18 protein-coding genes are annotated in these 24,986 nt (G+C 49.0%); 4 read left to right on the forward strand and 14 right to left on the reverse strand.

The features are described 5' to 3' along the window. Positions 1-86 precede the first annotated feature (86 nt). Positions 87-1,127, forward strand: a complete 1,041-nt coding sequence (locus AC4GL5_RS12635) for an adenosine deaminase (protein ID WP_490383150.1) — start codon at positions 87-89, stop codon at positions 1,125-1,127. A 233-nt stretch (positions 1,128-1,360) separates the two neighbouring features. Here the strand turns inward: AC4GL5_RS12635 and arfB are convergent, their stop codons facing one another. The 6 genes from arfB to mqo form a co-directional block, all read right to left on the reverse strand. Then, on the reverse strand, positions 1,361-1,771 hold the full coding sequence (gene arfB / locus AC4GL5_RS12640) for an alternative ribosome rescue aminoacyl-tRNA hydrolase ArfB (protein ID WP_490383151.1): 411 nt from the start codon (positions 1,769-1,771) through the stop codon (positions 1,361-1,363). A 214-nt stretch (positions 1,772-1,985) separates the two neighbouring features. Beyond that, the gene (locus AC4GL5_RS12645) at positions 1,986-2,636 is read right to left on the reverse strand and encodes a hypothetical protein (protein WP_490383152.1); all 651 of its coding nucleotides are present in this window, start codon (positions 2,634-2,636) and stop codon (positions 1,986-1,988) included. A gap of 178 nt (positions 2,637-2,814) precedes the next feature. Beyond that, positions 2,815-5,094, reverse strand: coding sequence for a methyl-accepting chemotaxis protein (locus tag AC4GL5_RS12650; protein ID WP_490383153.1), 2,280 nt, complete (start codon positions 5,092-5,094; stop codon positions 2,815-2,817). Between the two features lie 207 nt (positions 5,095-5,301). Beyond that, positions 5,302-5,532, reverse strand: a complete 231-nt coding sequence (locus AC4GL5_RS12655) for a DUF3820 family protein (RefSeq protein ID WP_490383154.1) — start codon at positions 5,530-5,532, stop codon at positions 5,302-5,304. A 107-nt stretch (positions 5,533-5,639) separates the two neighbouring features. After that, entirely contained in the window at positions 5,640-7,181 is a 1,542-nt protein-coding gene (locus tag AC4GL5_RS12660) for an amidase (protein ID WP_490383155.1), read from the reverse strand. 300 nt (positions 7,182-7,481) lie between these two features. Beyond that, positions 7,482-9,032 carry a malate dehydrogenase (quinone) gene (gene mqo / locus AC4GL5_RS12665; protein WP_490383156.1) on the reverse strand — a complete coding sequence of 517 codons (1,551 nt, stop codon included), beginning with the start codon at positions 9,030-9,032 and terminating at the stop codon, positions 7,482-7,484. A gap of 489 nt (positions 9,033-9,521) precedes the next feature. On the opposite strand from mqo, the gene AC4GL5_RS12670 reads away from it, so the two are divergent. Then, positions 9,522-10,139, forward strand: coding sequence for a LysE family translocator (locus AC4GL5_RS12670; protein WP_490383157.1), 618 nt, complete (start codon positions 9,522-9,524; stop codon positions 10,137-10,139). 94 nt (positions 10,140-10,233) lie between these two features. Here the strand turns inward: AC4GL5_RS12670 and AC4GL5_RS12675 are convergent, their stop codons facing one another. The 5 genes from AC4GL5_RS12675 to AC4GL5_RS12695 all read right to left on the reverse strand — a co-directional run bounded on the left by AC4GL5_RS12675 (position 10,234) and on the right by AC4GL5_RS12695 (position 19,552). Continuing rightward, a complete protein-coding gene (locus AC4GL5_RS12675) occupies positions 10,234-13,431 on the reverse strand; it encodes a type I restriction endonuclease subunit R (protein WP_490383158.1) in 3,198 nt (1,065 codons plus the stop codon). Positions 13,432-13,443: 12 nt separating this feature from the next. Then, positions 13,444-14,646 carry a restriction endonuclease subunit S gene (locus AC4GL5_RS12680; RefSeq protein WP_490383159.1) on the reverse strand — a complete coding sequence of 401 codons (1,203 nt, stop codon included), beginning with the start codon at positions 14,644-14,646 and terminating at the stop codon, positions 13,444-13,446. A 1-nt stretch (position 14,647) separates the two neighbouring features. Beyond that, positions 14,648-17,239 carry a type I restriction-modification system subunit M gene (locus tag AC4GL5_RS12685; protein WP_490383160.1) on the reverse strand — a complete coding sequence of 864 codons (2,592 nt, stop codon included), beginning with the start codon at positions 17,237-17,239 and terminating at the stop codon, positions 14,648-14,650. A gap of 190 nt (positions 17,240-17,429) precedes the next feature. Continuing rightward, entirely contained in the window at positions 17,430-18,821 is a 1,392-nt protein-coding gene (locus AC4GL5_RS12690; RefSeq protein WP_490383161.1) for a HAMP domain-containing sensor histidine kinase, read from the reverse strand. A gap of 5 nt (positions 18,822-18,826) precedes the next feature. Next, complete coding sequence (locus tag AC4GL5_RS12695) at positions 18,827-19,552, reverse strand: response regulator (RefSeq protein ID WP_490383162.1); 726 nt, start codon at positions 19,550-19,552, stop codon at positions 18,827-18,829. 234 nt (positions 19,553-19,786) lie between these two features. Here AC4GL5_RS12695 and AC4GL5_RS12700 point away from each other — a divergent pair, with 234 nt between their 5' ends. Next, a complete protein-coding gene (locus tag AC4GL5_RS12700) occupies positions 19,787-20,335 on the forward strand; it encodes a Spy/CpxP family protein refolding chaperone (RefSeq protein WP_490383163.1) in 549 nt (182 codons plus the stop codon). 87 nt (positions 20,336-20,422) lie between these two features. On the opposite strand, the gene AC4GL5_RS12705 is transcribed toward AC4GL5_RS12700, so the two are convergent. The 3 genes from AC4GL5_RS12705 to AC4GL5_RS12715 form a co-directional block, all read right to left on the reverse strand. Beyond that, positions 20,423-20,905: a GNAT family N-acetyltransferase gene (locus tag AC4GL5_RS12705; protein ID WP_490383164.1), complete on the reverse strand. Its 483-nt coding sequence runs from the start codon at positions 20,903-20,905 to the stop codon at positions 20,423-20,425. A 390-nt stretch (positions 20,906-21,295) separates the two neighbouring features. Further along, positions 21,296-22,399, reverse strand: a complete 1,104-nt coding sequence (locus AC4GL5_RS12710) for a TRAP transporter substrate-binding protein (protein WP_490383165.1) — start codon at positions 22,397-22,399, stop codon at positions 21,296-21,298. A 210-nt stretch (positions 22,400-22,609) separates the two neighbouring features. Next, positions 22,610-24,049 (reverse strand): FAD-binding oxidoreductase, encoded by a 1,440-nt coding sequence (locus AC4GL5_RS12715; protein WP_490383166.1) that lies wholly within the window; start codon positions 24,047-24,049, stop codon positions 22,610-22,612. Positions 24,050-24,727: 678 nt separating this feature from the next. Between AC4GL5_RS12715 and AC4GL5_RS12720 the strand changes: the two genes are divergently transcribed. Beyond that, positions 24,728-24,986 (forward strand): LysR family transcriptional regulator (locus AC4GL5_RS12720; protein ID WP_490383167.1); only part of this gene is annotated, 259 nt, incomplete at its 3' end.

The raw sequence follows: 24,986 nt of genomic DNA on the forward strand, positions 1-24,986 counted from the left end.
ATGCCCCGGAAAAAACGATACGAATTCGCTAAAATAGCCGCCCCCCACCATATGTGGAAAGCGGAAAGCAGAGAGTGGAGAAAGTGATGATACATACCCAAGCGGCTTCTGCCACTGACCTGAACACCCTGATTCAGGCTCTGCCCAAGGCAGAGCTGCACCTGCATATCGAAGGGTCGTTTGAACCTGAGTTAATGTTCCGGATTGCTCAACGCAACAATATTACCCTGAGCTACGACTCCGTTGAGGAGCTGAAAGCCGCCTACCAGTTCAACAACCTGCAGGAGTTTCTGGACCTCTACTATCAGGGGATGAACGTACTGCAGACCCGACAGGATTATTACGACCTGACCCGCGCCTATCTGGACAAGGTTCACAGCCAGAATGTACGCCATGTGGAGATCTTCTGGGACCCGCAGGGGCACCTTGAGCGCGGCATCGACTTTGCCACCCAGATTGGCGGTATTCTGCAGGCGCTGAAAGAAGCTCGCAGCCAGCACGGCATCAGCTATCGTCTGATTATGTCCTTCCTGCGCCACCTGTCGGAAGACAGCGCCTATGAAACACTGGAACTGGCCAAACCTTATCTGGATGAGATCTACGGCGTGGGTCTGGATTCCTCCGAGATGGGACACCCGCCGGAGAAGTTTCAGGGCGTATTTGCCGCCTGTCGTGATCTGGGTCTGAAAATCACCGCCCACGCCGGTGAAGAGGGCCCGGCAGATTATGTCTGGCAGGCGCTGGATCTGCTGCAGGTGGATCGGGTTGATCACGGTAACCGCTCACTGGAAGATGACGCCCTGATCGAACGCCTGCGGGATTCACAGATGGTGCTGACGGTGTGTCCGCTGTCAAACCTGAAACTGCAGGTGGTCAAAGACCTGACTGATCACCCGATTCCCACCATGCTGCAAGCAGGTCTGAAAGCGACCATTAACTCCGATGATCCGGCTTATTTTGGCGGCTATATGAATGAAAACCTGATACAGCTGCAGCAGGCGGTGGGCTTAAGTGCCGACGATATCATCACCCTGACCCGAAACAGTATCGAAGGCAGCTGGGCGGAAGAGACCCGTAAGAAGGAGCTGTTGGCAGAACTGGATCGTGTGGTGGCTGAGTTCAGCTAACCGATCAACGGCAAGTTTGGCATATTAAAAAAGTTCAGCGCATTAAAAAGGGCTGGCGGATAAACTGCTTTGCAGTGTATTCGGCAGCCCTTTCTCTTTTGCCTGAAGACTTTGGGTGATAACACGCTGTCTGAGATTGAGGTTTTGATCCGGGTTTGTTCTGAGCCTGTTCTTTCTTACCATCATTCTTTTGCTTGTCATCATTCGCTTAGTCATCATTTTAGCCGTTTTCATCACATCACCTTTCCGCGCAGAGATTTAATCTGTCCTCTCTGGTTTTTCTTATCCATCCGTTTCTTCTGAGAGTTGCGGCTGGGTTTGGTTGGGCGTCGGGTTTTCTGAACCTTGGTCGCATCCAGAATCAGCGTCTTGAGTCGCTGCAACGCATCTTCCCGGTTCTTTTCCTGAGTGCGGAACTGCTGCGCTTTAATCACCAGCACACCTTCTTTGCTGATGCGGCTGTCTTTCAGCGCCAGCAAGCGTTCTTTGTAGAACTCCGGCAGACTGGAAGTGGCAATATCAAATCGCAGGTGAATCGCCGATGACACCTTGTTCACATTCTGACCACCAGCGCCCTGCGCCCGTATGGCCTGCAGTTCCAGCTCCTCATCAGGAATGGAAACAGCGTTAGATATCTGTAGCACGTAGGGTACTCCTTATTACTTAATTAAAAATCATCTCCACAGTGTTGTAGGAAAACCTGAGTTCTAGGAAAACCTGACTGCAGAGAGTCAGTGTTGCCTCTGCACCTATCAAAAGTTATTCAATAAGGCCGAGCGCTGCGTAAGATACGCCCTATAAACGACAAGTCAATTCGTATCGGAAAAGAAATTGACGGACATCGCCAATCAACAGCGCCTAAAGCCCTGCATCAGGGTCCGGTATCGCCCGCTTGCGGATATCCATCCACAAGGCGATCAGAAACCAGGCCGTCAGAAAAATCGCCAACACTTCGGGCGTTTCAGCAACATACATCACCTCTTCACTCAGCAGTGCCGTAGCAGCAATCAGTAACAGGTAGTAAGGTAGATTGATCAGGCCGGAAAGCCAGACGACTTTGAACGGGTGACGGTTTGCGCCCTGGGCAAACATATAGAATGCCAGCGCATTGGTGTGCAACATCGCCAGCAACAGATTGCGCAAAGAGTATCCTTTGCGCCCCGTAGAATCAGGATCGCCCCAGACTCGACCTAAGCCATAGTTGATACAGGAACCCAGGGTTGCTGCGGATACCATCATCAGGGTCAGCCAAAGCATGTCGTTAAAGTCAGGGTCAGAAAGTACAACAATCACCACCGCGAAGAACTGACCGGGAAAGTAAAAACCAACATAGATAATCGACTCCGCCAGAATAATCAGCAACAGTAACCAGCTCTGACTATCCCCAAGATTCGACTTCAACTGCTCAAGGATCGCTTCACCGGGAGGAATCCAACCCAGACTGACCAGCAGTGTCAGCAGACTGAAGGCGATAATGGCAGAAAGAGGTAATAGTGAGTAATAACGCATAGGGTTCTCCGGCTTCTGCCTGCACTACGGCAGAAACCGGAAAAAGGTTCACTCCGACAGATCGCCGGAGTGATGGTGCTTTTCTTTTCGGGAGCTTTTCTTTCCAGGTACTTTTCTTTTCGGGCTCGCTATCTCAGGAGTCTTCGTTCTTTAAAGCAGCCCGATTATTAATAGGACTTCAGTCGTTCTGATACCGGTACTGGTCAATCACGGTATCCATGCCCGCAATGATCATCTCGGAAAGATCACAGACTTTATGGTAAAGCTCTTCTGCCCTCGCCTGATCACCGGACTCTTTCGCCTTAACAATCTGTTTAATTAATTCATGCATCTCGACATGCGGGTCTTCAATCGCTTTCAGATCCGAATGATGGCTACAGAACTCATGCCCTTCACCGTAGTACCATTGGCCAAAATCACAGTCATGGGCCGATACCGCCTGTTCCATTGAAATACTGCCCGCGCCATCAAGGAAGGTACGCAGACGCATTTTCCAGGCCTGGTGAGCACTACGGGCAACCGCCAGCTCAGTCGCCGGGTCTTTACTGACCCTAAAGCGACGCACAATAGACATCAGACTGGTCAGCTCTGTCCCCATAGAAGATGAGCCCTGCATAATACGGCCAGCCCCCCGGGCGGTTTCATCAGCCCCTTCGGCAATATCAACCACACTACGGTTGATATCATCAGACACCTGACTCTGTTCTTCTGCCGCACTGGCGATCTGATACACCGTATCGTTAATCTGCTGCATACCGTCGGTAATCGCCTGCAATGCATCACCGGAGGCATTGGCAACCTCGACTAACTCATGAACATGTTCCTGGCTGTGGTTAATCACGTCTGTGGTGTCTTTCGTGACCTTGAGCAGGTCAGTGATCATATCGTTGATCTGACCGGTGGCTTCCTGCGTGCGCTGCGCCAGAGAACGGACTTCATCAGCGACAACCGCAAAACCTCTGCCCTGTTCACCGGCACGGGCAGCCTCAATCGCGGCATTCAGCGCCAACAGATTGGTTTGCTCAGCAATACCATGGATCACATCCAGAATGGTGTGAATCTCTGAGGTTTGTTCATTAACCCGATTGATCATATCAACGGTCGAGCCCACATTTTCAGCCATCACATGGATCGTACGAATACTGTCCTGCACAGTGCTGTAGCTGACACGGGAGCGCTCGCTGGCTTCCTGAGTAAAGGTTGAAGTGCTGGCGGCGTGCTGAGCCACCTCTTGCGCTGTAGCGGTCATCTCATTAACGGCAGTGGCTACCTCGCTGGTGCTCGCCTGTTGTTTACGGGTCAGCCCGATAGAGCGTTCGGTGATATCAAACAGCTCAGAACCGGAGCTGGAAACACTGGCAACGGACTTCATCAGAGACTTCACCAGCAACTCAATATTGTCGATAAAGCGGTTAATCGAGTGTGCGATATCCGCCAGTTCGTGATGACCATCCACTTTAATTTTCTGAGTCAGATCACCATCACCCTGAGAGATATTGTCCACGGCGATGCGCATGACTTTCAACGGTTGGGTAATACTGCGGGTAATCACTACAGCCAGAATCAGTCCCAGCACGATAAAAGCGATCGCGACCAGTACAGAATCCATAAAAGAGCGATCCAGCATCGCCAGATAGCTGTCCCGATTCATCGCAACCTGAACCACGGCGGCAGGCTGACCGGAAAAATCTTTCAAAACGCGGGCATACACCGCCAGATGACGCCCATTGACATCCAGCTGAGAGAAAACACTTTCTCCGGCAACAACTCTCTGCAACTGTTCTGCAGACAGTAAACGGCTATTACCCTGCAGTGTTGATACATAAGGCTCCAGTTGATTGCCTTTTGGACGGGATACCACAAAATCAGCCCCCGTACCTTCTTTGGCCTGTTCAAAAAAGAAAGCCCCCAGAGAGAAACCAAACTCGACGGAACCCCAATGGCGCCCTTCGACAAACACAGGGGCCAGACCACGAATCCCTAACCCTGCGACGCCTTTCTCGATACCACTAACAGGCTTACGGTCCTGGTTGGTAATCACCACTGTTTCACGGAAACCGGACAGGTCATCACCAAACTTTTCAGTCTTATGCACCCTGAAATAGGAGGTCGCAGGAGGCTCATGGAATTGAAACTGACGGAGTCCGAACGCTTCTTTCAGCTGCTTAAAAGCCGGAAGCGTGCTCTTCTGCAGAGCCGTCCGATCTCCTGAAGCAAGATAGGATTTGAGTTCCGGCTGATTAGACACATAAGTGGCTAAAGCTGATGCCAGACGCTTCTCACCTTCCACTTTATCTTCCAGCTGACTAAAGAGGCTGACCAGCTCCCGCCGCTCAGCCTCTTCAATAATCAACTTCATATCCGCCAGAAGCAGAGGGATCACGATGCCGCAAACCAACAGCATAAAAAGACCAAACCCCAATACCAAGCGTGCTCTAATCCTTAAACGACCAAACATATCCCACCTCTGAGCAAGACCCATGATTACCAAAAGTTATAATCTAATACCTGCCTATTCTATGCTTTCATAGCAACAACACAATGTTACATTTAAAAAAACTGATAAAGGACAGATTAAAGTAGCAAAAACAGGAGGATATGGAGTAAAAGATCGAAAAGATCGAAAAGATCGAAAAGATCGAAAAGATCGAAAAGATCGGCAGTATCAGGGTTGTTTCAGGGGGTTCAACAAGCCATTCAATCCGTGAATATGCAGCTCTAACATTAGCGCCAGAAGTTTACCCAACTCACCTTTGGGAAAGCCCTGTTTGCTGAACCACAGCAGATAAGGCTCAGGCAGATCTGCCAGAATACGCCCCTGATACTTGCCAAAAGGCATCTTCATACGGGCAAGTTTCAACAGGTCATCCTGATCAAAGTTCAGCTCGGGCATCATGTGTTATCGGTTCCGGTGGGCTAGGGATTGATAAAATCCACATCATACGGGGAATCACCCGGTTTCTGAACCGCCACAAATAAGCTGTCCTGCCAGCCAATACCGGTTTAATGAAGGGCAACCGAATCAGAAATCTCTTCTGATGTTTCCGGCACACGGTGAAGCTGTGGTCTTTTATCCTGCCAGGGCCGAGCCCGCTCCAACTGAGCCGCTAAGGCAAACAACACGCTATCATGGCCTTTTGCAGCCATAAAATGAGCACCGTAAGGCAACCCCTTATCGCTCCAGTAAAGCGGTACCGACATAGCCGGCTGCCCCGTTGCATTCGCAATAGCCGTGAAGGGGGCCATCTTAAGGTTCTGAATAACCGCCTGATCCAGTACCGAATTCCCCATCACTTTACTTGCCAGCCCCGTGCGAATCAGTAGTTGTAATACCCATTTTTCCGGTCCTTTTGGCTCCAGTGCTTCGCTGGTCTGAAGTTCACGGCCCACCGTAGGGGTCAGAATCAGGTCATAGTGTTTATGCATATCCGCCATTTTCTGACGGGCATCCTGCAGCACCATTTCCGCCCAAGACAAACGCTCTGCCGTGACGCCACACCCGGCCATCGCAAGAAAGCGCGTTCCCGGTTCAATGGCTAACTCTTTTTCCGGTATACCCAGGCTGGCCGACATCATGGCCAGATCCTTGTGGGTATAAAACAGCAGGATCGTCAGAAACGCCCGCATCAGCAATTTCCCGTCAAAATTCCATTGCGCGGCTTCAACCTGATGTCCCAAAGACTGGCACAGAGCCGCCGCATCATCAGCGGCATTAATGCAATCCTGATCAACCGATGTACCGATAGGCGACTCGGTAATCAGGGCGATGCTGAGCGACTTAGGGGGCAAGTACAAGCTGGCCAGATAGCTGCCATGTACCGGGCTGGAAGCATGAGATGCCATGCCGGGAGCAACGCGTCCGGTCGTCATATCCAGATAAACCGCACTGTCCCGAACCGAGCGCGTTGTAACATGGCTGACCACAGCCCCGCCCCAGGCTTTGGACATATCCTCAAACCGGTTAATGGCACTACTGGGTTTAAAACCGAAAACACCGCAATAGGATGCCGGTACACGAATAGAACCACCGCCATCACTGGAATAAGCCATGGGAATAACCCCCGTGGCTACAGCAACACTGCTGCCACCGCTGGAACCACCAGAGTTGTATGTCTTATCCCAGGGATTAAGGGTTTCACCAAAGGCATCAGAAACACACAAGGGTTTGGTGCCCAGTTCAGAGGTGGTGGTTTTGCCAAAAGTGATCAGACCACTGGCATGAAGCAAACGGGCCATGGATGAGTCTGAACCGGAAACAAATCCTCGCATCGCTTCACAGCCATTGCTCATCGGCATTCCCTTAACCGGTAACATCAGATCCTTCACCAAAAAAGGCACGCCAGCAAAAATTGCCTGTTTACTCAGCTCGTTGATTAAGGCGTTTGGTCGATCCGGCGCAAGGTGCGTCAGGATATTGAATTCGTCATGAATCCGGCCAGCGGCCTGAGTGGCAACCTGAAGAAGCTCGGCAGGTGAAACCTCACCATTGCGCACCAGGTCAGCAAGACCCAGAGCATCCAGTGCCGCGTATTCGGTAAAATTCATAGAGGAGACATCCTTGTTTATGCAACCTCTGGCAGTCTCGAAAATCAGTTTCCAAACCAGCGGCTGACGATCCTTGTCAGTATGATTAAACAGCAATCCAAACGTCTGATTCCTGCTTAGCGGGGCATAATAACCCTTTATAAACTCATGATAAAAACCTACTTAAATACTTGTTAGCTGCTGCCTGTGCAGCACGAATAAAGCCGTGCAAAACCTACAGGCAAAAAAAACGGCAGCCATGGCTGCCGTTTTTTCGGTTGCTAAACCCATTCCGGTTTCAGCAAATTCTGACGCAACAGTTTAAGCGTCCTGCGTCAGTTTTTCCTCAGCTTTATCCAGCTGAAGTGTCGCCAGAGTACGCTGACGAACCTCTTTCAGCAGTTCAGGATTATCGGCCAGAGTGAAACCATAAGATGGCACCATCTCTTTGATCTTATCCTGCCAGCCGTCAGAGGCCAGACGGTCTTTGAAGCACTTCTCAATAATACCAATCATAGTATTCACAGAAGTGGATGCACCCGGAGAAGCCCCCAGAAGTGCTGCCAGAGAGCCATCAGCAGTCGTAATCGCTTCAGTACCGAACTCAAGCTTGCCTTTGCCCTGCTCATCTTTCTTGATGATCTGAACACGCTGGCCAGCCATTGCCAGTTCCCAGTCATCATCCTGAGCTTCAGGGAAGAAGTTACGCAGAGAATCACAACGCGCGCTATGCGACTGGCGCACTTCACTGATCAGGTACTTGGTCAGATCCATGTTGTTCACGCCTACAGACATCATCGGCATCAGGTTATCCGGACGAATCGTGCTGACCAGATCAAACAGAGAACCCTGTTTCAGGAACTTAGTGGTAAAACCAGCAAAAGGACCGAACAGCAGAGCTTTCTCACCATTGATCACACGGGTATCCAGGTGCGGTACTGACATAGGCGGCGCACCAATCGGAGCCATGCCATAAACTTTGGCCATGTGCTGTTCAACAATCTCAGGCTTCTTACAAACCAGCCACATACCACTAACCGGGAAACCACCGTAGCCTTTACCTTCTTTAACACCGGATTTCTGTAGCAGCGGCAGAGAGCCACCACCGGCACCCAAAAAGACGAAACCGGCATTAACGGTCACAGATTTGCCATTTTTATCCTTTAAAGTGACATCCCAACGGCCATCTTTGGTTTTTTCCAGATCCTGCACATTGTGGCTCAGCAGCAGCTCAAAGCCGTCCTGCTTCTGCAGGTGATCAACCATGTTGCGGGCAACGGAACCAAAGTCAACATCGGAGCCGTAACGTACACGGGTCGCTGCAACTTTTTCGGAAGGGTCACGATTCATCATGACCAGAGGCATCCACTGACGGATAACGTCATGATCCTCTGAATATTCCATGTCCACGAAAGACTGTGACTTGCTCAGGGTCTGATAACGGGTGCGCAAAAACTCAACATTTTTCTCGCCCCAGACAAAGCTGCAGTGAGGTGCAGGATTGATAAACTTTTCCGGGGAAGGAAGTGCCTTCTGCTCCACAAGATAGGACCAGAATTGCAGGCTGACCTCAAAGGCCGAGTTAATGGTGAAGGCTTTGGTAGTATTTACGCTGCCGTCAGCTTGCTGAGGGGTATAGTTCAGCTCGCAGTATGCGGCGTGGCCAGTACCAGCGTTGTTCCAGCCGTCGGTACTTTCGTGCGCCACATGGTCAAGGCGCTCTACCATAATCAGGTTAATGGAGGGATCCAGCTGCTTCAGCAGCATGCCCAGGGTCGTGCTCATCGCACCGGCCCCTACTAGCAACACATCTGCAGTTTTTGCGGTCATAGAGCTTTGCCATTCGTCATATTGTTGGGATTGAACCGACACCAGAAATCAGCTTTTGGCTTCTCGCCCGCATGCAAAGCATGTCAGGCAGAGTCTCTGGATATCCCTTTTTAGTTATAATCTGGGGTACGCGCCAACCATCTACAGGATCAGATAATTGATGCGACATTTTGTCTACAATACCCCTTGGATGGCGCAGAATTATACGGATTCTGACTGAAAAGTCTTGAGCTAAAACCGCTAAATAACTTATCAATTGGGCGAATATTACCTCTAAAGTCGTAGCAATCAGCCCTTGTATTCAGCGGACACCATCCTTTCGGCAAACTGATCCCTGTATTGGATCTTTTTGCCATGCAGCATTATTAGCTGCAACGCACAAAAAAGATAGTCTCTTTCCCTGAACAACCTTTACAACCTCTACGGTCAAACTCAAAATACAGATCTTAGGCCTGCACTTCAGCACATTGATCAGCTATTTATCCTGCGGTACAGCCCCCAAAACGCTTTTCTCCCTACAAGGACCCGATTATGTCTTTTGAAAGCGCCCTGACGTTTTTTATCGCTATCTTTATCTTTGGTATCACACCCGGTCCGGGCGTATTTGCCATTCTTGCCCGGGGCATGATGTTTGGCACCCGCAGCTGTTTACCCTTATCGGTAGGCATGATCGCCAGCGATATTGTCTATCTGGTGCTCGCCTGTCTGGGTCTGGCCGCCGTTGCAGAACATTGGGGCGGCTTGTTTACCGTTATCCGTTATGCCGGCGCCGCTTATCTGCTTTATCTGGGCTATAAAATGTTCACCAGCAAACCGGATCTGAGCCAACAGGGTAATGGGGGCAGCGAGCAGGGCATCGTTGCAGGCTTTATTCAGGGCTTTCTGATCTCTGCCTCTAACCCTAAAGTGATCCTCTTCTATATCGCCTTTCTGCCCACCTTTATGGATCTGACGGTATTGACGGCCCGGGATATCGGACTGGCCGCCGTGCTGACTTTCTTCGCCCTGCTGGCAGGCCTGATGCTGATTGCCGCCTTCGCCGCCTGGGCCAGTAAGATGCTACGCTCCGAACGCTCGGTAAACCGCCTGAACAAAAGCGCCGGTAGCATTATGATGAGTGCCGGTGCGTATCTGGCACTGAAGGGCTAAAGCACATTTAACCTTTAGAATCGCTTCAAAGAAAAAGGGGCGGATGCTTTTAAAAGCATCCGCCCCTTTTTGGTGTTTTGTCTGAGCCTTACCTTCAGATTATATCTTGTGCGTCGACAGCATCATCAAGACTGCTTAAGACTACCTGCTTCAACAACTTGTCGATCCGCATATTGATCTTAAACGGAGGAATTGCTGCACCTTCTTGCTTCTCGAAATAAGCCTTAGCTTTGCCCTTATCAACCGTTTCCTTTAGCGCATCAAAGCGGCCAAAGTTGTTCAGATTTTTCTCGTTAACCTGATCAGCGATTAAGGCGATCAACTTGGTTTTGTCTAAACCAAGAGCATTAACGACTGCGTTGAGTTGGGCATTTTCGGCATTGTCTTTGTAGTCATTGATGTAGTCTCGGAAACTATGCCCTTCGACTAACTGAGCATCGCCGCGCTGTAGATCATGCAGAAATAATTTAGCGTACTTCTGCTCAACCTGGGTAAGAGATGAGAAGGATTTGTGTAACTCATTAAGCGTATGCTCTATGCCAGCCTGATCTTGATCCTGCTTCAGTTCTTTGAGGAATTTTTCAAAACGACTGTTCATATAGTCAGCATCGATTTTCCCAGTATCGATTTCTGTCAGATGACCGCTGATATCAAAAGGCACTTCGCCACCGCCAGAACCACTGCCACCACCTTGCCCTGCCAGCTCTTTGTAACGAAGCACTAGGCTTAAGTAGGTTTGCTCATCAACCCCCAGCTTAACCTCGTATTTTTCATCATTCTCACCAAATAGGTACGTCAGTTCATCCCAATGAAAACCCTGAACCTTGGCTGCTTCCAGGTGCTGGTTAAAGGTTTTAAATAGGCTTGCAAACTTAGCGCAGGCATCTGGATCTTCGGGCAATTTTTCAAAGCTTTGTACGCCTGCATTGGTAAACAGCTCGGTAATATCAGCTACCAATACATTCATGGCTTCGAGATTGCTTTCAAGGCGATCAACAAACAAGCCTATGGGTCTGTCTCCTGAATAGAGCTTCACCGCATCGCTAATATGCTGCTCCATCGTATTCGGATAGCGATAGTAACGAATGGTGCCATGGGGTTTGTCGGGGCCGAACAAACGATTGGTGCGAGAAAAGGCCTGGATAATATTTTGATATTTAATCACCTTGTCTAAGTACAGGGTGTTAAGCCACTTAGAGTCAAAACCAGTGAGCATCTGATCGACCACAATCAATAAATCCAGCTGCTTTTCAGGCTCAGTATGAATGCGCTCATAGGGTTTTTTATGAGCAAGGCGAGCGGCTAAATCTTTTTTAAAAGCGGCATGGCGGGCAAAGTCAAAATCCTGACCGTAGCGCTTATTGTAGTCAGCCATGATCTCTTCTAAGCCATCCTCTTTGAATATAGGGCCACGATCACCACCGCCATCATTGTCAATATTGGGATCAAACAGTGCAGAAACCTTTAACTCAGGCTTAGCAGCTTTCAAACGGCGGTAATAATCGATGGCTTCGGCAATGCTGTTTGTCGCTAAGATAGCGTGAAATTTGTTACCTTGGCTCAGTACATCCCATTCCCCCAGAATATCCTCAACCACTTTTTCCTGATGTTCGGCGGTTAAGTATTGGGATTTGGGCAGATAGTCTTCTATGCCTTTAACAAACTTGCCGGTTGCGTCCTTGTAGCCAGCCATCGGCACATCATTCATAAATTGGTTAAATTTTCTCTTCTTAGCCGGGTCTGCCATAGCATCAGCCACTGAGTCTGCTTTGGCTTGCTGTAGGGCAACCTCTTGGCGAATGTCTTTATCCTTAAATGTGCTGACTTTGTAAGGGTCAAAGCCCAAAACATTGCCGTCACGTATGCCATCGGCAATGCTGTAGCGGTGCAACTCGTTACCAAATACTGTCGCGGTGGTATTACCGCTTTTTTCGTTTTCTTCCTGAATCGGTGTACCGGTAAAGCCAAAAAACAGAGCGCGAGGAAAGGTGCGTTTAATAACAATCAGCATATCGCCAAAGGTAGAGCGGTGCGCTTCATCAATAATAAATACCAGGCGCTTTTCTCGGATTTTTTCAATATCAGCAGAGTTTGTTGCCGTGCCTTCATCATCCACTTCTTCAAAGATATTACTCATTTTTTGAATAGAGCTAACAATGAGGGTATCGGCTGGGGACGTGCTTTTTAACTTGGTAATGAGCACATGGGTATTTTCTGTTTTCTGCACCTCTTCACCATCACCGGCAAAATTGTTGTACTCTGCCAGCGACTGGGTGCCCAGCTCGATACGATCCATTAAAAAAATAACTTTATCGGCATCTTTGGATTGGGCAATCAGCTGCGCCGATTTAAAACTGGTCATGGTTTTACCGGAGCCAGTGGTATGCCACACGTAGCCCCCCAAACGATCAGCGTTATTGGCTAAGCTGCCCAGTTGCTGCCAGTTGGTTTTGGCCACCTTATCGGAGATCGCATTGGCGGCGTAATACTGATAACTACGCATCACCTTCAGCACGCCATCGGTATCATCGGCTACGGTATAAAAACCAATCAGCTGATGCGCCATTGGGATAGAGAGCAGCGTAGAAGCGATATCTTTCCAGTGGTTCATGGGCTCATTGTTAAAATCAGCCCAGTTGAATTGGTAATCGGGGTTAAATTTACCGTCTAAGCCAGGGTTGGCAAAGTATTTGGCCTCGTTAGGCTCCATCGCTACAAAGACTTGTATTAGCGAGAACAGACCACTAAAAATGCCTTCTTTGCTGTACTTCTCAATTTGGTTAACCGCCTGACTGACTGGAATGCCGCTGCGCTTTAGCTCGATATGAATGACCGGCATACCGTTAATGAGTAGCAGCACATCGCCCCGACGGTCATTACGCAGCGGACTGCCACGTTCAAACTTAGGCTGCTGCACAATTTGGTAGCGGCTTTGGCCTGCGGCAATCTCCTGACGGTCGTAGATTTTCAGGCTGACTTCTTTACCAACATGCAAGGTATCGGCAGGGTTGTCGCGCTTGATGGCGACAGTTTTACCGTTAATCAAACCATTGAGCTTAAGCGGGGTTTTAAGCTCTTTGATTTGCTCAATGATCTGCTGCATTTCCGTATCGGTTAGCGGAACATCGTTTAACCGGTCTTGCTGGCGATTGTTTTCAAATAAAATATTTGCCCAGTTTTGCAGCAACTCAGCTTCGGTTTTATGTTTGAGAACCTCTGATTCCCACCCCTTGTGGGTCAGCACCTCGATAAAAGCCTGCTCAAACTGTGCTTCGGTTTTAAAGGTGGTCATACACGATCCTTGTTATACAAACATTTTGCTCAAACAGGCCTGCTTGATGTTATTGAGTTTAATGATTTGTTGTTGGTGTTGGTTGATTAGGGTGTCGAGCTTTTGGAAGTAATTTCCAATTTTAGTTTGTTCTCTATATTCAGGAACATAAATGATTAATTTAATAAGATTTGTCACCGAAAGCCCAGGCTGTGCAGACTGCCCAGAATATTGACCAAGATTCATTGTTCCTAACTTGTAAAAAAGAAAAAGTGTATCGCAGTCTTTATTTGCTTGGACGGCAATAGCATGCTCTGTAAAAAATGCTTTACCATGCGACAGATTCATGTTTCCGCAAAGTGCTCCTTGTCTACCAATTAAGGCATAGGTGCCTTCGTGGTTATATTCTGAGCAAAAACCACGCAAACCATTACCTCCATATACAGGGTAGGCTCCATTTTTTTTGATATCTTCCGCTTTTAAAAACTTCCCACTCTGAAAGTTTGAACAAGCACTAGCTAAATCAGTTTCTCTCCACGCCCCACTAAACCCTTCAAAGCGTACTTCTGGAATGGTTTCACCTTGCTTGGGAAACATCTTTACCAGCATAGCTTTTTTAAGGTTACTGAGCTTGTCATGCTTTTGTTGGTGTTGGTTGATTAGACTATCGAGCTTTTGGAAAGTGTTGCCGATAGCGGTTTGTTCTGTTTTTTCAATTGGTATTGAAATTGAAAACTTTGAAACGCTTGCTTTCGTTAACTGAGGCTGCGCGCTTCCAAAACTAATTCCCTCTATTTTCTTTTTGCCTTTAGGTGATTTTAAGTATTGAGAGATAACACTTGGTGCTATGTGGCTTTTAACCCTTAAAATCAACATGCCCGAGTTTATTCTTGCAAAAGGAACTTCTTTAGTAACATCTTCGTTGTACCAAGCGATATGTCCTATAGAGCCTCGGGAAGTTAAAATAATATCGCCAACAAATAATTTACCATTACCTAAACTACCTGACTTTTCTTTGGTTATATACTGCCTTGTATCAAATTTGAATCCATTTTTGGTCACATTGGATGCACTCAAGAACAATGTATGCCCTTGTTCTTTTAGATCCTCTCCATTCGGATAGTTGTGACCGCGGTCTCCATCAAGCACATCAGAAATCTCCTCTAAAGAAAAAGAATTCCACTCCCCACTAAACCCTTTAAACCGAATCTCAGGCACTCTCTTTTCCGTACTCATCTTATTCGCCCTTCAACAAATGAGTGAGTTCAGCCAAGCCTTGCATATCAAACTCGTTACCCGTGAGTTCGCCCATCATATTGGCCAGTTCCTGCTCGGTGCTTTTTATCTCTGTGGCTACCTGTGAATAGGTCACAGCGTATTTATCGGCTAAGGCTTGCACTTGACTGGTTAGCTGGTTAATCACGGCGCTTGGCATAGCGGCCAACTCTGCACTTAATGGGGCAATCCATTTAAGGTTCAGTAAGTGATTCACCTGATCGTCGGTTAAACCTTCGATGGTGGTTTTGGTTTTTAGGTGCAGGGCGGTTTGTGCCTCTTTAACCGTTTTTTTCAGTTTTTTCTCTTCATCAATTAATTTGCTGGTGCGGATTATTTTCGCCTCATAGCTGTCTTCAGCAAATGGGGTCTTAGAGTCTTTTTGTTCTTTTAGGAAGGCCTTGGCTGCCTTGGCGACTTCGGCATTTGCAAAGCCATCTTTGCTTTCTTTTACGGTGTCCTGTTCTTTGTCTTCTTCGCTCAGGGACTCCAGAATTTCTTCATATAGGCTGGCAATCTCTGTTAAGCGGGTCTCCTGCTTAGCCAGTGCGGCCAGGTCATCACTCAAGTAGGTTTTCTGTACCAAATCAAAGGGCATGATGTGCCCTTTCCAGCCCTCTTGTACCTCAGTCTCTTTGCCTTTGACCTTTTTAATCACAAGGTTAGGATCAACCTGTTTGGTGGCAGCAAAGCCTTCGGTTTGCATCATTTCCAAATCAGCTTTAATGACTTGCCACTGGTCATTGAGATATTGGTAGGCCTGATATTTGTCGATTAGGGCAATACCACTTAAACGAGTAAAGAGGTTGGCGCTCAGCTCGGCCTCTTGCTGATTACGCTTAACGCTTTCCCAGTTTTGAATAAGCTGTTCTTTTAGCTGCTCATCAAACCCGGAAAGGGCTTGGTTGTAGTCAGCAATAAACTTAACCACTTGTGGGTGACTGCTAATGGTGGCGTTTACGGCATCTTTGCTGATCGCAAGCTCACTGTAGGCGGCAGACTTTGGCGTAAACAGGGCGTTGTGCAGTTCTGGTATTGCTTGCCAGAACTGATCCAGCTGAGCAATTTCACTATTGGGAATACCACCCAACATAGTGGCGTGCAGATCCCAGCTTTCGGCAGCGGCTGAGGAATCCACATAACGTGAAATATTCAGGTTATAGCCATTTTTCCTTAAGGTCTGTTTGCATACACACTTTGAGAATTTATCGATGCTTTCACGGTTTATCACAGCATCAACAATACGCTTGATATCACTGGCTTGCAGTTTGTTGTTTTTGCCTTCTTTGGTGAAGTGCTTGGAGGCGTCAACAATCAGCACATCGGTATTTTGACGTTTTTGCTTGAGTATCAGAATCACGGTGGGAATCCCGGTGCCAAAGAAGATATTACCGGGTAAGCCAATAATGGCATCAATGTGGTTCTGCTCAATCAGTTGTTTACGAATTTCACCTTCTTCACCACCCCGGAACAGCACCCCATGAGGCAGAACAATCGCCATAATGCCGTCGGGTTTTAGGTGGTAAAGATCATGCAGCAAAAAGGCGAAGTCCGCTTTGGTTTTCGGGGCCAGGCCAAAACGTGAATAACGAGGGTCGTTGTCTTTATGGCTTGGCTCCCATTGCTGAGAGTACGGCGGATTAGAGACAACCGCATCTACATACAAGGCATGGTAGGTGCCTTGTGGGTCGCTATCATCGAAATAGGGCCAATCATCCTCAAGGGTATCGCCGTTACGGGTTTTAATGTTGCTGGCTTTAATACCGCGCATGATGAGGTTCATACGTGTGAGGTTGTAGGTGTTGGCTTTTAGCTCCTGAGCATAATAGGTAATGCTGTCTTTGCTCTTTGCGTATTTTTCGACCGCCTCACCAATATTGATAAGCAATGAACCAGAGCCGGATGTAGGGTCGTAAATCTCGATGGTGTCTTTGTGTTTTAGCTCATGGGCAATAATGTGCGACATGAGTACAGAGACTTCATGGGGGGTATAAAACTCACCGGCTTTTTTACCGGCATTGGCGGCAAACTTTTCAATCAGGTACTCGTAAATGTAACCCAGTACGTCATAGCCTTGCTGGCCATTCATGGGAATGCTTTTAATCAGGTGAAGCAAGTCACTAATGGCCTTGGTACGTTTGCCTGCACTTTCACCAAGCTTACTTAGGCCGGTCTCCAGTGTGACAAAAATCCCTTCAAACAGTTTTTTGTAGTTAGGGGAAATCAATCGGCTAAAGGCTGATAGCGCGTCACGCACGTTGGATTCGTCAAAGTCGGACGTTGGATCAATCCAAGTGGAAAAAAGATTATCGTAGGCGATGAAGTAGCCTAAATTCTCCTGTACGTATTCGACGGTATCGGTGTCATCTTCGTTGAGTGCCTGAATTTCCTCTGCTGTCATACCTTCTTTGGTGACAAACTGCACCAGTTGGTCGCTGAGGTATTTATAAAAAATAAAGCCCAGGATGTAGTCTTTGTATTCGTTCGCTTCAATTTTAGAGCGCATCTGGTTAGCGGATTCCCAGATTTTGGCCGCTAGTTGTTGCTTATTCATTACCGAAATATCCCTAAGACTTATCGCTTGTTTGAGCAAAGATAAACTGAGTCATGTTCAAAATCTTATTGTACAGCAGATAGATACGCTTCTCGTATGATCATGAAAAATTCAGACGAAAATCCACTCTAACAAAAAAAGGGGCGGATGCTTTTGAAAGCATCCGCCCCTTTTTTATGGTTTGCTTGTGTTAAACCGGCAAACGCACTGATAACTGCAAGCCGCCCTCAGGATGATTCTCTGCTGTCAGGATGCCACCAAGGCGCTCTACCGCCCGGCGGGCGATGCTCATACCCAGGCCGTAACCATCACCGTGACCACCGGTGCCTCTGACAAAGGGGGTGAAGAGTTCCTTAAGCAGATCATCACTGATACCTTCACCATGATCCCGCAGCCGGATCAGCAGCTCACCGCCTTGCTTACGGGCAGTCAACTCCAGCAAGCTATCTTCCGGGGTGTATTTTAGGGCATTGCCGATACCGTTCCTGAGTGCTCGGGCCAGCAGGTCACGGTTAAGGGACAGGTGCAGGGTTTCCGGGTCAATCTGCATCTTTACCGGACGATCGGGCTGGCTGAATCGAAGATCACTGATCAGCTCGTCAAAAAGCTCTTTTATTGAGAAGCGCTCCCCTGCTTTCTGCGCACTTTCGAGGCGACTGAAAGAGAGAATCTCAGCGATCAGTCCATCAAGACGTTCGCATTCCCGGTTAATACGGGCTGCCAGCGTACTGTCTTCGCCCAACTGCTGCTCTGCAAGCCCGGCACTGACCTGAAGCCGGGCCATAGGTGCGCGTAGTTCATGGGAAACATCCTGCAACAGGCGCTGCTGGCTTTGGAGGGTACGCTCAACATAGTCGGCCATCTGATCAAACTCTCGGGTCAGTTCACCCAGCTCATCCCGTCGCTGGCTGAGCTTGCGGGAGGCACGGGTGCTGAGGTCGCCCTGATGGTAGATCTGCTTAACGTGTTGACTCAACTGTCGGATGGGCCGAACAAGGACAACGCTGAGAATCAGTGCAGAAAGAGCCGCCACCGCCAGCACCAGTACCATCTGGACAGAGAACAGGAAACCGGCAAAACGCGCTTTGTGCTTCATCGGTGGCGGAACTTCGGTCAGCAAAAGGTATTGTCGGCCGGACTCAGATCTGAGCTGGAATGCCAGAGCATCTGATGGTGGTCGTCTAAGATGGCCTGTAACCTGGGCTCCTAAGCGCTCTGTTTTCGGGTCGACTTCATAAAGCCATACCGGTGGACGGGAGACACGACGACGATCAAAGGCTTCAGGATCACGGCGGCGCTCACGACTTTCATAGCGGTTTATCGGCAACACCCAAAGCGGTGGCTCCGGCGGGCCATTATCAAACAGGTTCCAGTAGCTTTTGTCTTCGATACTCTTTTGCGAACCTTCATAACGCTCGATCAGCTCCAGAGCCTGGTCTTTAAACTGAGAGCGGATCAGGTGCCGCCAGCGCTCCTGATCATCACTGTTAGCGATCACCAGAAAGACACTGGCCATCGCCGCAGCGCTTACCAGCCAGATCGTTAGAAAGATCTTCCAGAAGAGTGAATTCAGTCGCTTCATGGTCTTCAGGCCTGATCCGTAAAGACAAAAATATAGCCCTGTCCGCGAACGGTTTTGATCATCTCTATCGCTTCGCCATCAGCCCGCTCAAAGTGAGCGGCCAGTTTCTGACGAACACGGCTGACATGAACATCAATCGCCCGATCATAAGCAGTTAACTCACGGTGCAATACCCAGCGGGTTAGCTGCTCTTTGCTGAGTACCTGCCCCGCATGCTGCATCAGATAAGCGAGCACATTAAACTCTGCGCTGGTCAGCTCCAGAACCTGATCACCAACACGGGCATCTCGGGTTCCGGGATTCAGACTTAATGCTCCGATCACCAATGGCTGATCCGGTAAGCGTCCTTCGACGGGTGTCTGAGGCGATATACGACGAAGCACCGCACGAATACGGGCCAACAGTTCCCTTGGATTACAGGGCTTACCCAGATAATCATCCGCCCCCATCTCCAGCCCCAGAATACGATCGATCTCATCACCACGGCCAGTCAGCATAATCACCGGCAGAGTATGACGGGGGCGTATCTGCTGCAGTAACTCAAGCCCTGTCGTGCCCGGCATCATAATATCCAGCACCATGAGGCTGTAGCTTCGATTCTGCAGCTTTTCCAGCGCCTGTTGTGCGTTATAAGCGGCATCAACCTGATAGCCCTCAGCCCCCAGATACTCTGTCAGCAAACTGCACAGCTCTTTATCGTCATCAACCAGCAGCAATTTTTCGTCGGACATAGGGTTGCCTCAGTAAGATCAGGGTTAAGGATTTCTGCTCCCCATGATACTGCCTTTAGCCGATGCCGTAAGGTTCATCCTCGTCGATAAGATCAGGTTTTACCTAACTTTACACCGCTATGTGACAACTTTGCGGAGCACCGGCTCATACTGCATCCATCGAACGTAATCGCCGTTGCTGAACACGTCTTATCAGCAACCGGTGTCGCTTTAAACAGGATGGAGACGGTCAAGATGGCTGGACTAATGATGAAAAGCAAAAAAACCATGAACAGCAAAAAACCGATGAAAAGTAAAAAATCACTGACACTGATCGGCTCAACACTGGCCGCTCTGACTTTAAGCGCTGTTGTTATCGCCAGCCCCGGAAACCGTGATGGTAGCTGTCATCGTTTTAACGGTGACCCGGAGCAACGTCAGGAGATGATGCAAAAGCACGCTGAGCGTCGCTTAGCAAAAATGAAGCGTTATCTTGATCTGACCGATGATCAGACCGAACAACTGAAAACTCTGTTTGCACAAAACCGGCCTGAAAAAGGTCAGGCTTCCTCACCAAAATCGATTCACCGTGCTATGCGGGATCTCGATCCGACCGACAGTGAGTACCAAAGCCAGGTAGATGAACTTATTAAAAGCGCTCAGAAACAGATGGCTGAGCGTATGCAGGCACGGGCAACAATGCGCCAGCAGGTCTATCAGCTACTGACACCGGAACAGCGTAGCAAATTGGAAGAGATGGAAGAACGACGCCATTCAAAAGGCGGCAAAGGCTTTAAAGACTGAAAGCCGGGCCCTGAAAACCAGAGGCCGCTGATGAAGTGGCAGTACCGATGCGGACTTCAGGTCCGCATCAGTATTTAGTTAATGCCGTTATTCAGCAGCAAACGCTTTAAGTGCATCACCGGTCAGACGATAACCCACCCATTCGCTTTGGGGCTTAGCACCAAAGGACTCATAAAAGTCGATCGCTGGTTGGTTCCAGTCCAGAACATTCCACTCAAAACGACCGCAGTTTTCCGCAACCGCTTTTTTCGCCAGAAATTGCAGCAGTGCTTTACCGGCACCGCAGCCGCGGAATTTTGGTGTGATATAAAGGTCTTCCAGGAAGATGCCATACTGCCCCAACCACGTTGAGAAGTTATAGAAGTAGATAGCGTAACCGGCCATCTCGCCATCCACGTCACAAATCAGGCTGAATGCTTTCGGATCATCACCGAACAGCGCCTGCTCCAGCTGTTGCGGATTGGTTTTCACTTCATCCGGCGCTTTTTCATAAACGGCCAGCTCAACAATCATTTCGAAGATACGGGTGACATCCTCGCGGGTCGCGGGACGAATCTGAACTGCAGACATAAAACTCTCCTGAAAACCATACGTATGAAAACCGCATGTTTGAAAACGGTATCTATAAACAGTGACTTACCGTGAAGACGGGTGGTTCAAATCATCAGCAGACAACATAAGGCAAGGCCGTAAGAAAAGACAGAACTCACAATAAAAAAAGCCGGTGCTCAGAGAGCACCGGCAAACCTATAGGCCGATTCATCAGCCAAAAAAGAACAGCCATGCAAGCTGTCAAAAACGCTCCGCTCTGTCGACCTCTATGGATCATTTGCTAAACAGAGTCAACAAATAAGCACTGAGAACGGGAAGACAACAGAACGAAGCGACATCAGTGCAGCGCTCTAACCAGGTGACAAAGCCGAACCCCGAGAGAATTCCGGCTTAGCCCTAATCGATTGGTTAAAGATCTGCGCCTGAAGTATCACGGGGCAGGAAGGCGTGTTTTTCCCACAGATCATACTGCTTACGGAAGCCATCCAGGTCAGTCCATACCTTTTTGAAGAACTCATTCTTCGCGCTCTGCTCTTCAACAACCTCTTTCCAAGCCTTGTTGTAAGCGTTCAGAATTTCGTCACTCCAATAACGGATCTCTACGCCATTCTTTTTAGCGTTCGCCAGCACTTCAAACTGCTTGGCCTCACCCTCTGCCAGAGAGTCAGCAACAACCGCTTTACAGGCCGTTTCAACCAGCGCCTGCTGCTGGGGATTCATTTTGTTCCAGTATTTCTTGTTGATCAGCAGTTCCTGCATTGAGGTTTGCTGGTGCCAGCCAGGGAAGTAGTTGTATTTAACAATCTTATGGAAGCCCAGCATCTGATCAACCTGAGGCAGCGAGAATTCAGCCGCATCAATTGCGCCCTTCTCCAGAGCACTGAAGATTTCTCCCGGAGCGATCTCTACCGTACCGACACCCATTTTATCCATCACGTTAGCGCCCAGACCGTAGAAGCGCATATTCAGACCCTTCAGGTCTTCAACGGTATCAATCGGCTTAGCAAACCAGCCGGAAGTTTCCGGTGGAATCATGCCACATGGGATCGCATGGACATCATAGCCCGACGTATCGTACATCTCCTGATGCAGCTTACGGCCGTTGCCGTAGTACATCCATGCCATAAATTCACTGGCTTCCGGGCCAAAAGGCACTGAGGTGAAAAAAGCAGCAGCAGGCATTTTACCTTGCCAGTTAGCAGACGCGGCAAAGCCGGAATTCACTTTACCCGCGGATACCGCATCCAGAATTTCAGACGGTGCAATCAGCTTGCCCGGATCATAAACTCGCATGCGGATCGCGCCACCACTGGTCGCATTCAGAATATCAGCCAGTTTGGTCACCGGTGTACCCACTGCAGGCAGCTGTGTCGGGAAAGCAGCGGGGGTTTTCAGCAGTAACCGGTCTGCAGCCTGAGCCTGAGTCACGCTCAGGGCTACAGGAGCCAGTACCGCAGTCAGACCAATCGCTTTCGTCAGGGTCTTCATAGGGGATTGTTTATCAAAAGTCATTATCGTCGCTCCAGCATTCAAACTTCTTTGCATATTTTTATTGGCATTATTGCGGGTGTTGGGCCGAAATAAGCGACCGGAAAATCAGGGTATTTTCCGAACACTCAATCCGGCCCGAACCTAGGCAGTCAGATAAGATGGTCAGGTTGAGATAACCTGTAACCGTCCGGCTTTCGGGTACATTTGCCGGACGCCATCTGTCACCAACGCTTAAAGGTCAAAAATCTTTCCGGGGTTCATGATGTAGTGAGGGTCCAGCGCCAGCTTCATCGCCCGCATCAGTTCAACGGACTCGCCACGCTCCTCAAGCAGGTAGCCTTTTTTGCCAAAGCCGATACCGTGCTCTCCGGTACAGGTGCCTTCCAGCGCCAGTGCTTTGGCGACAATCGCTTTAGAGAGCGCCTTGCCTCTGGCTTGCTGCTCAGCATCGTTTTCATCCAGCAGAATCAGGACATGGAAGTTACCGTCACCCACATGCCCTACAATCGGACAGGTCAGGCCGGAAGCAACCGCTTCTTCCTCAGCATAAAGCACCGCTTCAGCCAGACGGGAAACCGGTACACACACATCAGTCGTCAGTACTGACGCACCCGGCTGAAGAGAAAGACCGGCAAAGTAGGCCTGATGGCGTGCTTTCCAGAGCGCATTACGCTCTTCTGTGCTTTCCGCCCATTTGAAAGTACTGCCACCCATAGACGCAGCCAGATCTTCCACCAGCTCAACCTGCTCAGCAACAGATGCAGCGGTGCCATGAAACTCAAAAAACAGGGTGGTTTTCGGTTCAAAACCTTCCAGCTTGGAGTAGTTAATACAGGCTTGCATCTGCAGTTGATTCAGCAATTCAATACGGGCAATTGGAATCGCACACTGCATCACCGAGATAACGGTATCAACAGCACTTTGCAGATCTTCAAACTGGCAGGTCGCTGCCTTGATGGTGTCAGGGATCGGATGCAGGCGCAGCTGGATTTCAGTGATCACACCCAGTGTACCTTCCGCCCCTGTATAAAGATGGGTCAGGTCATAACCGGCAGAACTCTTACGGGCACGGCCACCGGTTTTAATAATACGGCCATCCGGTGTGACGACGGTCAGACCGATAACATTTTCGCGCATGGTGCCGTAGCGAACGGCATTGGTGCCGGATGCCCGGGTTGAAACCATGCCACCAATACTGGCATTAGCACCGGGATCGATCGGAAAAAAGATACCGTCATAACGCAGTGCCTGATTCAGCTCTTCACGGGTGACGCCCGCCTGAACACGGCAGTCCAGATCTTCAGCGTTCGTTTCCAGAATCTGGTTCATCTCGGAAAGATCCAGTGATATCCCCCCTTCCAGCGCCATCAGATGACCTTCCACAGAGCTGCCGGCACCATAAGGTACTACCGGAACCCGATGTTGGTGGCAAAGCGTCAGCACCTGAGCCACTTCTTCATTGGTATGCACCATGGCAACCGCATCAGGGGCCATACAGCCATAGCTGTCCTCACCCTGACCGTGCTGGTCACGCACGGCCTGAGCGGTAATGAGTCGGTCACCCAGCAGCGACTCCAGCTGCTTAATCACCTGAGCACGTGCGTTCTGATCAGCGTATTGAAATACGGCCCTCTGGCCGGATTGGGTCGGAAGGTTGTTCGCAGAGGTCATGGTTAGCTCCTGATTGCTCTTTATTCGGGCGCAGTATTTATTATTGCAATCATCTTTTTGCAATAGTGCTTAGCATTATTAAGGCCGTACCTCTGCATCGGTTTAAAACGATCTCAGGGTCAGCTCTTTTTTATGGCGGCCCATTAGTGAAGGCGCGCTCAACAGGACATTGAGTCTGCGTTTCATTACGCAACACAACGCTCTGATAGGATGACCTGATAATAGAAGCTACCCATGCGCGAAAAAAATTATTTATTGGAATCCAGTCATTCAAAAACCGAATAATAAAATAATGACATTTTATAAAAATATCGATATTTTTAACAAATTTTATTATAGAACCCTCTTATATAGCGCAAAAACAGGCTGAAATAAGCGATTACGATGCCAGAATCAGACTTTTTATAGCTGCCCGCTAAGGTTACTGCTATGGTAATTATTCAATATAGAAATACTAAGCAGGCACCACCCCTGAGAGATACCGACTCAGATCAACCGGAAAGACTTGCTTAGCCATAACAAAAAATCGCTTGGCAGCGAATTAAGCAATAAATAAGAAAACGCTAAGTAATAAAGATAAAAAAACCAAAAAAGAGTTGGCACCAAAAGCCAGCCAAAAGCTAACACAACACTGCCGGCAAGCTCTCCCTTGCCACCCTGCGAACGATAGTGAACCCTATGACTGACAGCCATAACCTTAGCCGGCGCCTTAGCCGGGTGAACCTGAATCTGCTGGTGGCTTTCCATGCGCTCTACCAGGAACGACATCTGACCCGGGCCGCCAATCGCATCAGCCTGAGCCAACCTGCCATGAGTCACGCTCTGAAGAAACTGCGCGGTCAGTTTGACGATGAGCTGTTTATTAAAACCTCTGAAGGGATGCAGCCAACCCCTCTGGCAAACCGTCTGTTTCAGCGTATCGAAACCGGACTGCTGC

The sequence above is a fragment of the Oceanospirillum sp. genome (assembly GCF_982874595.1).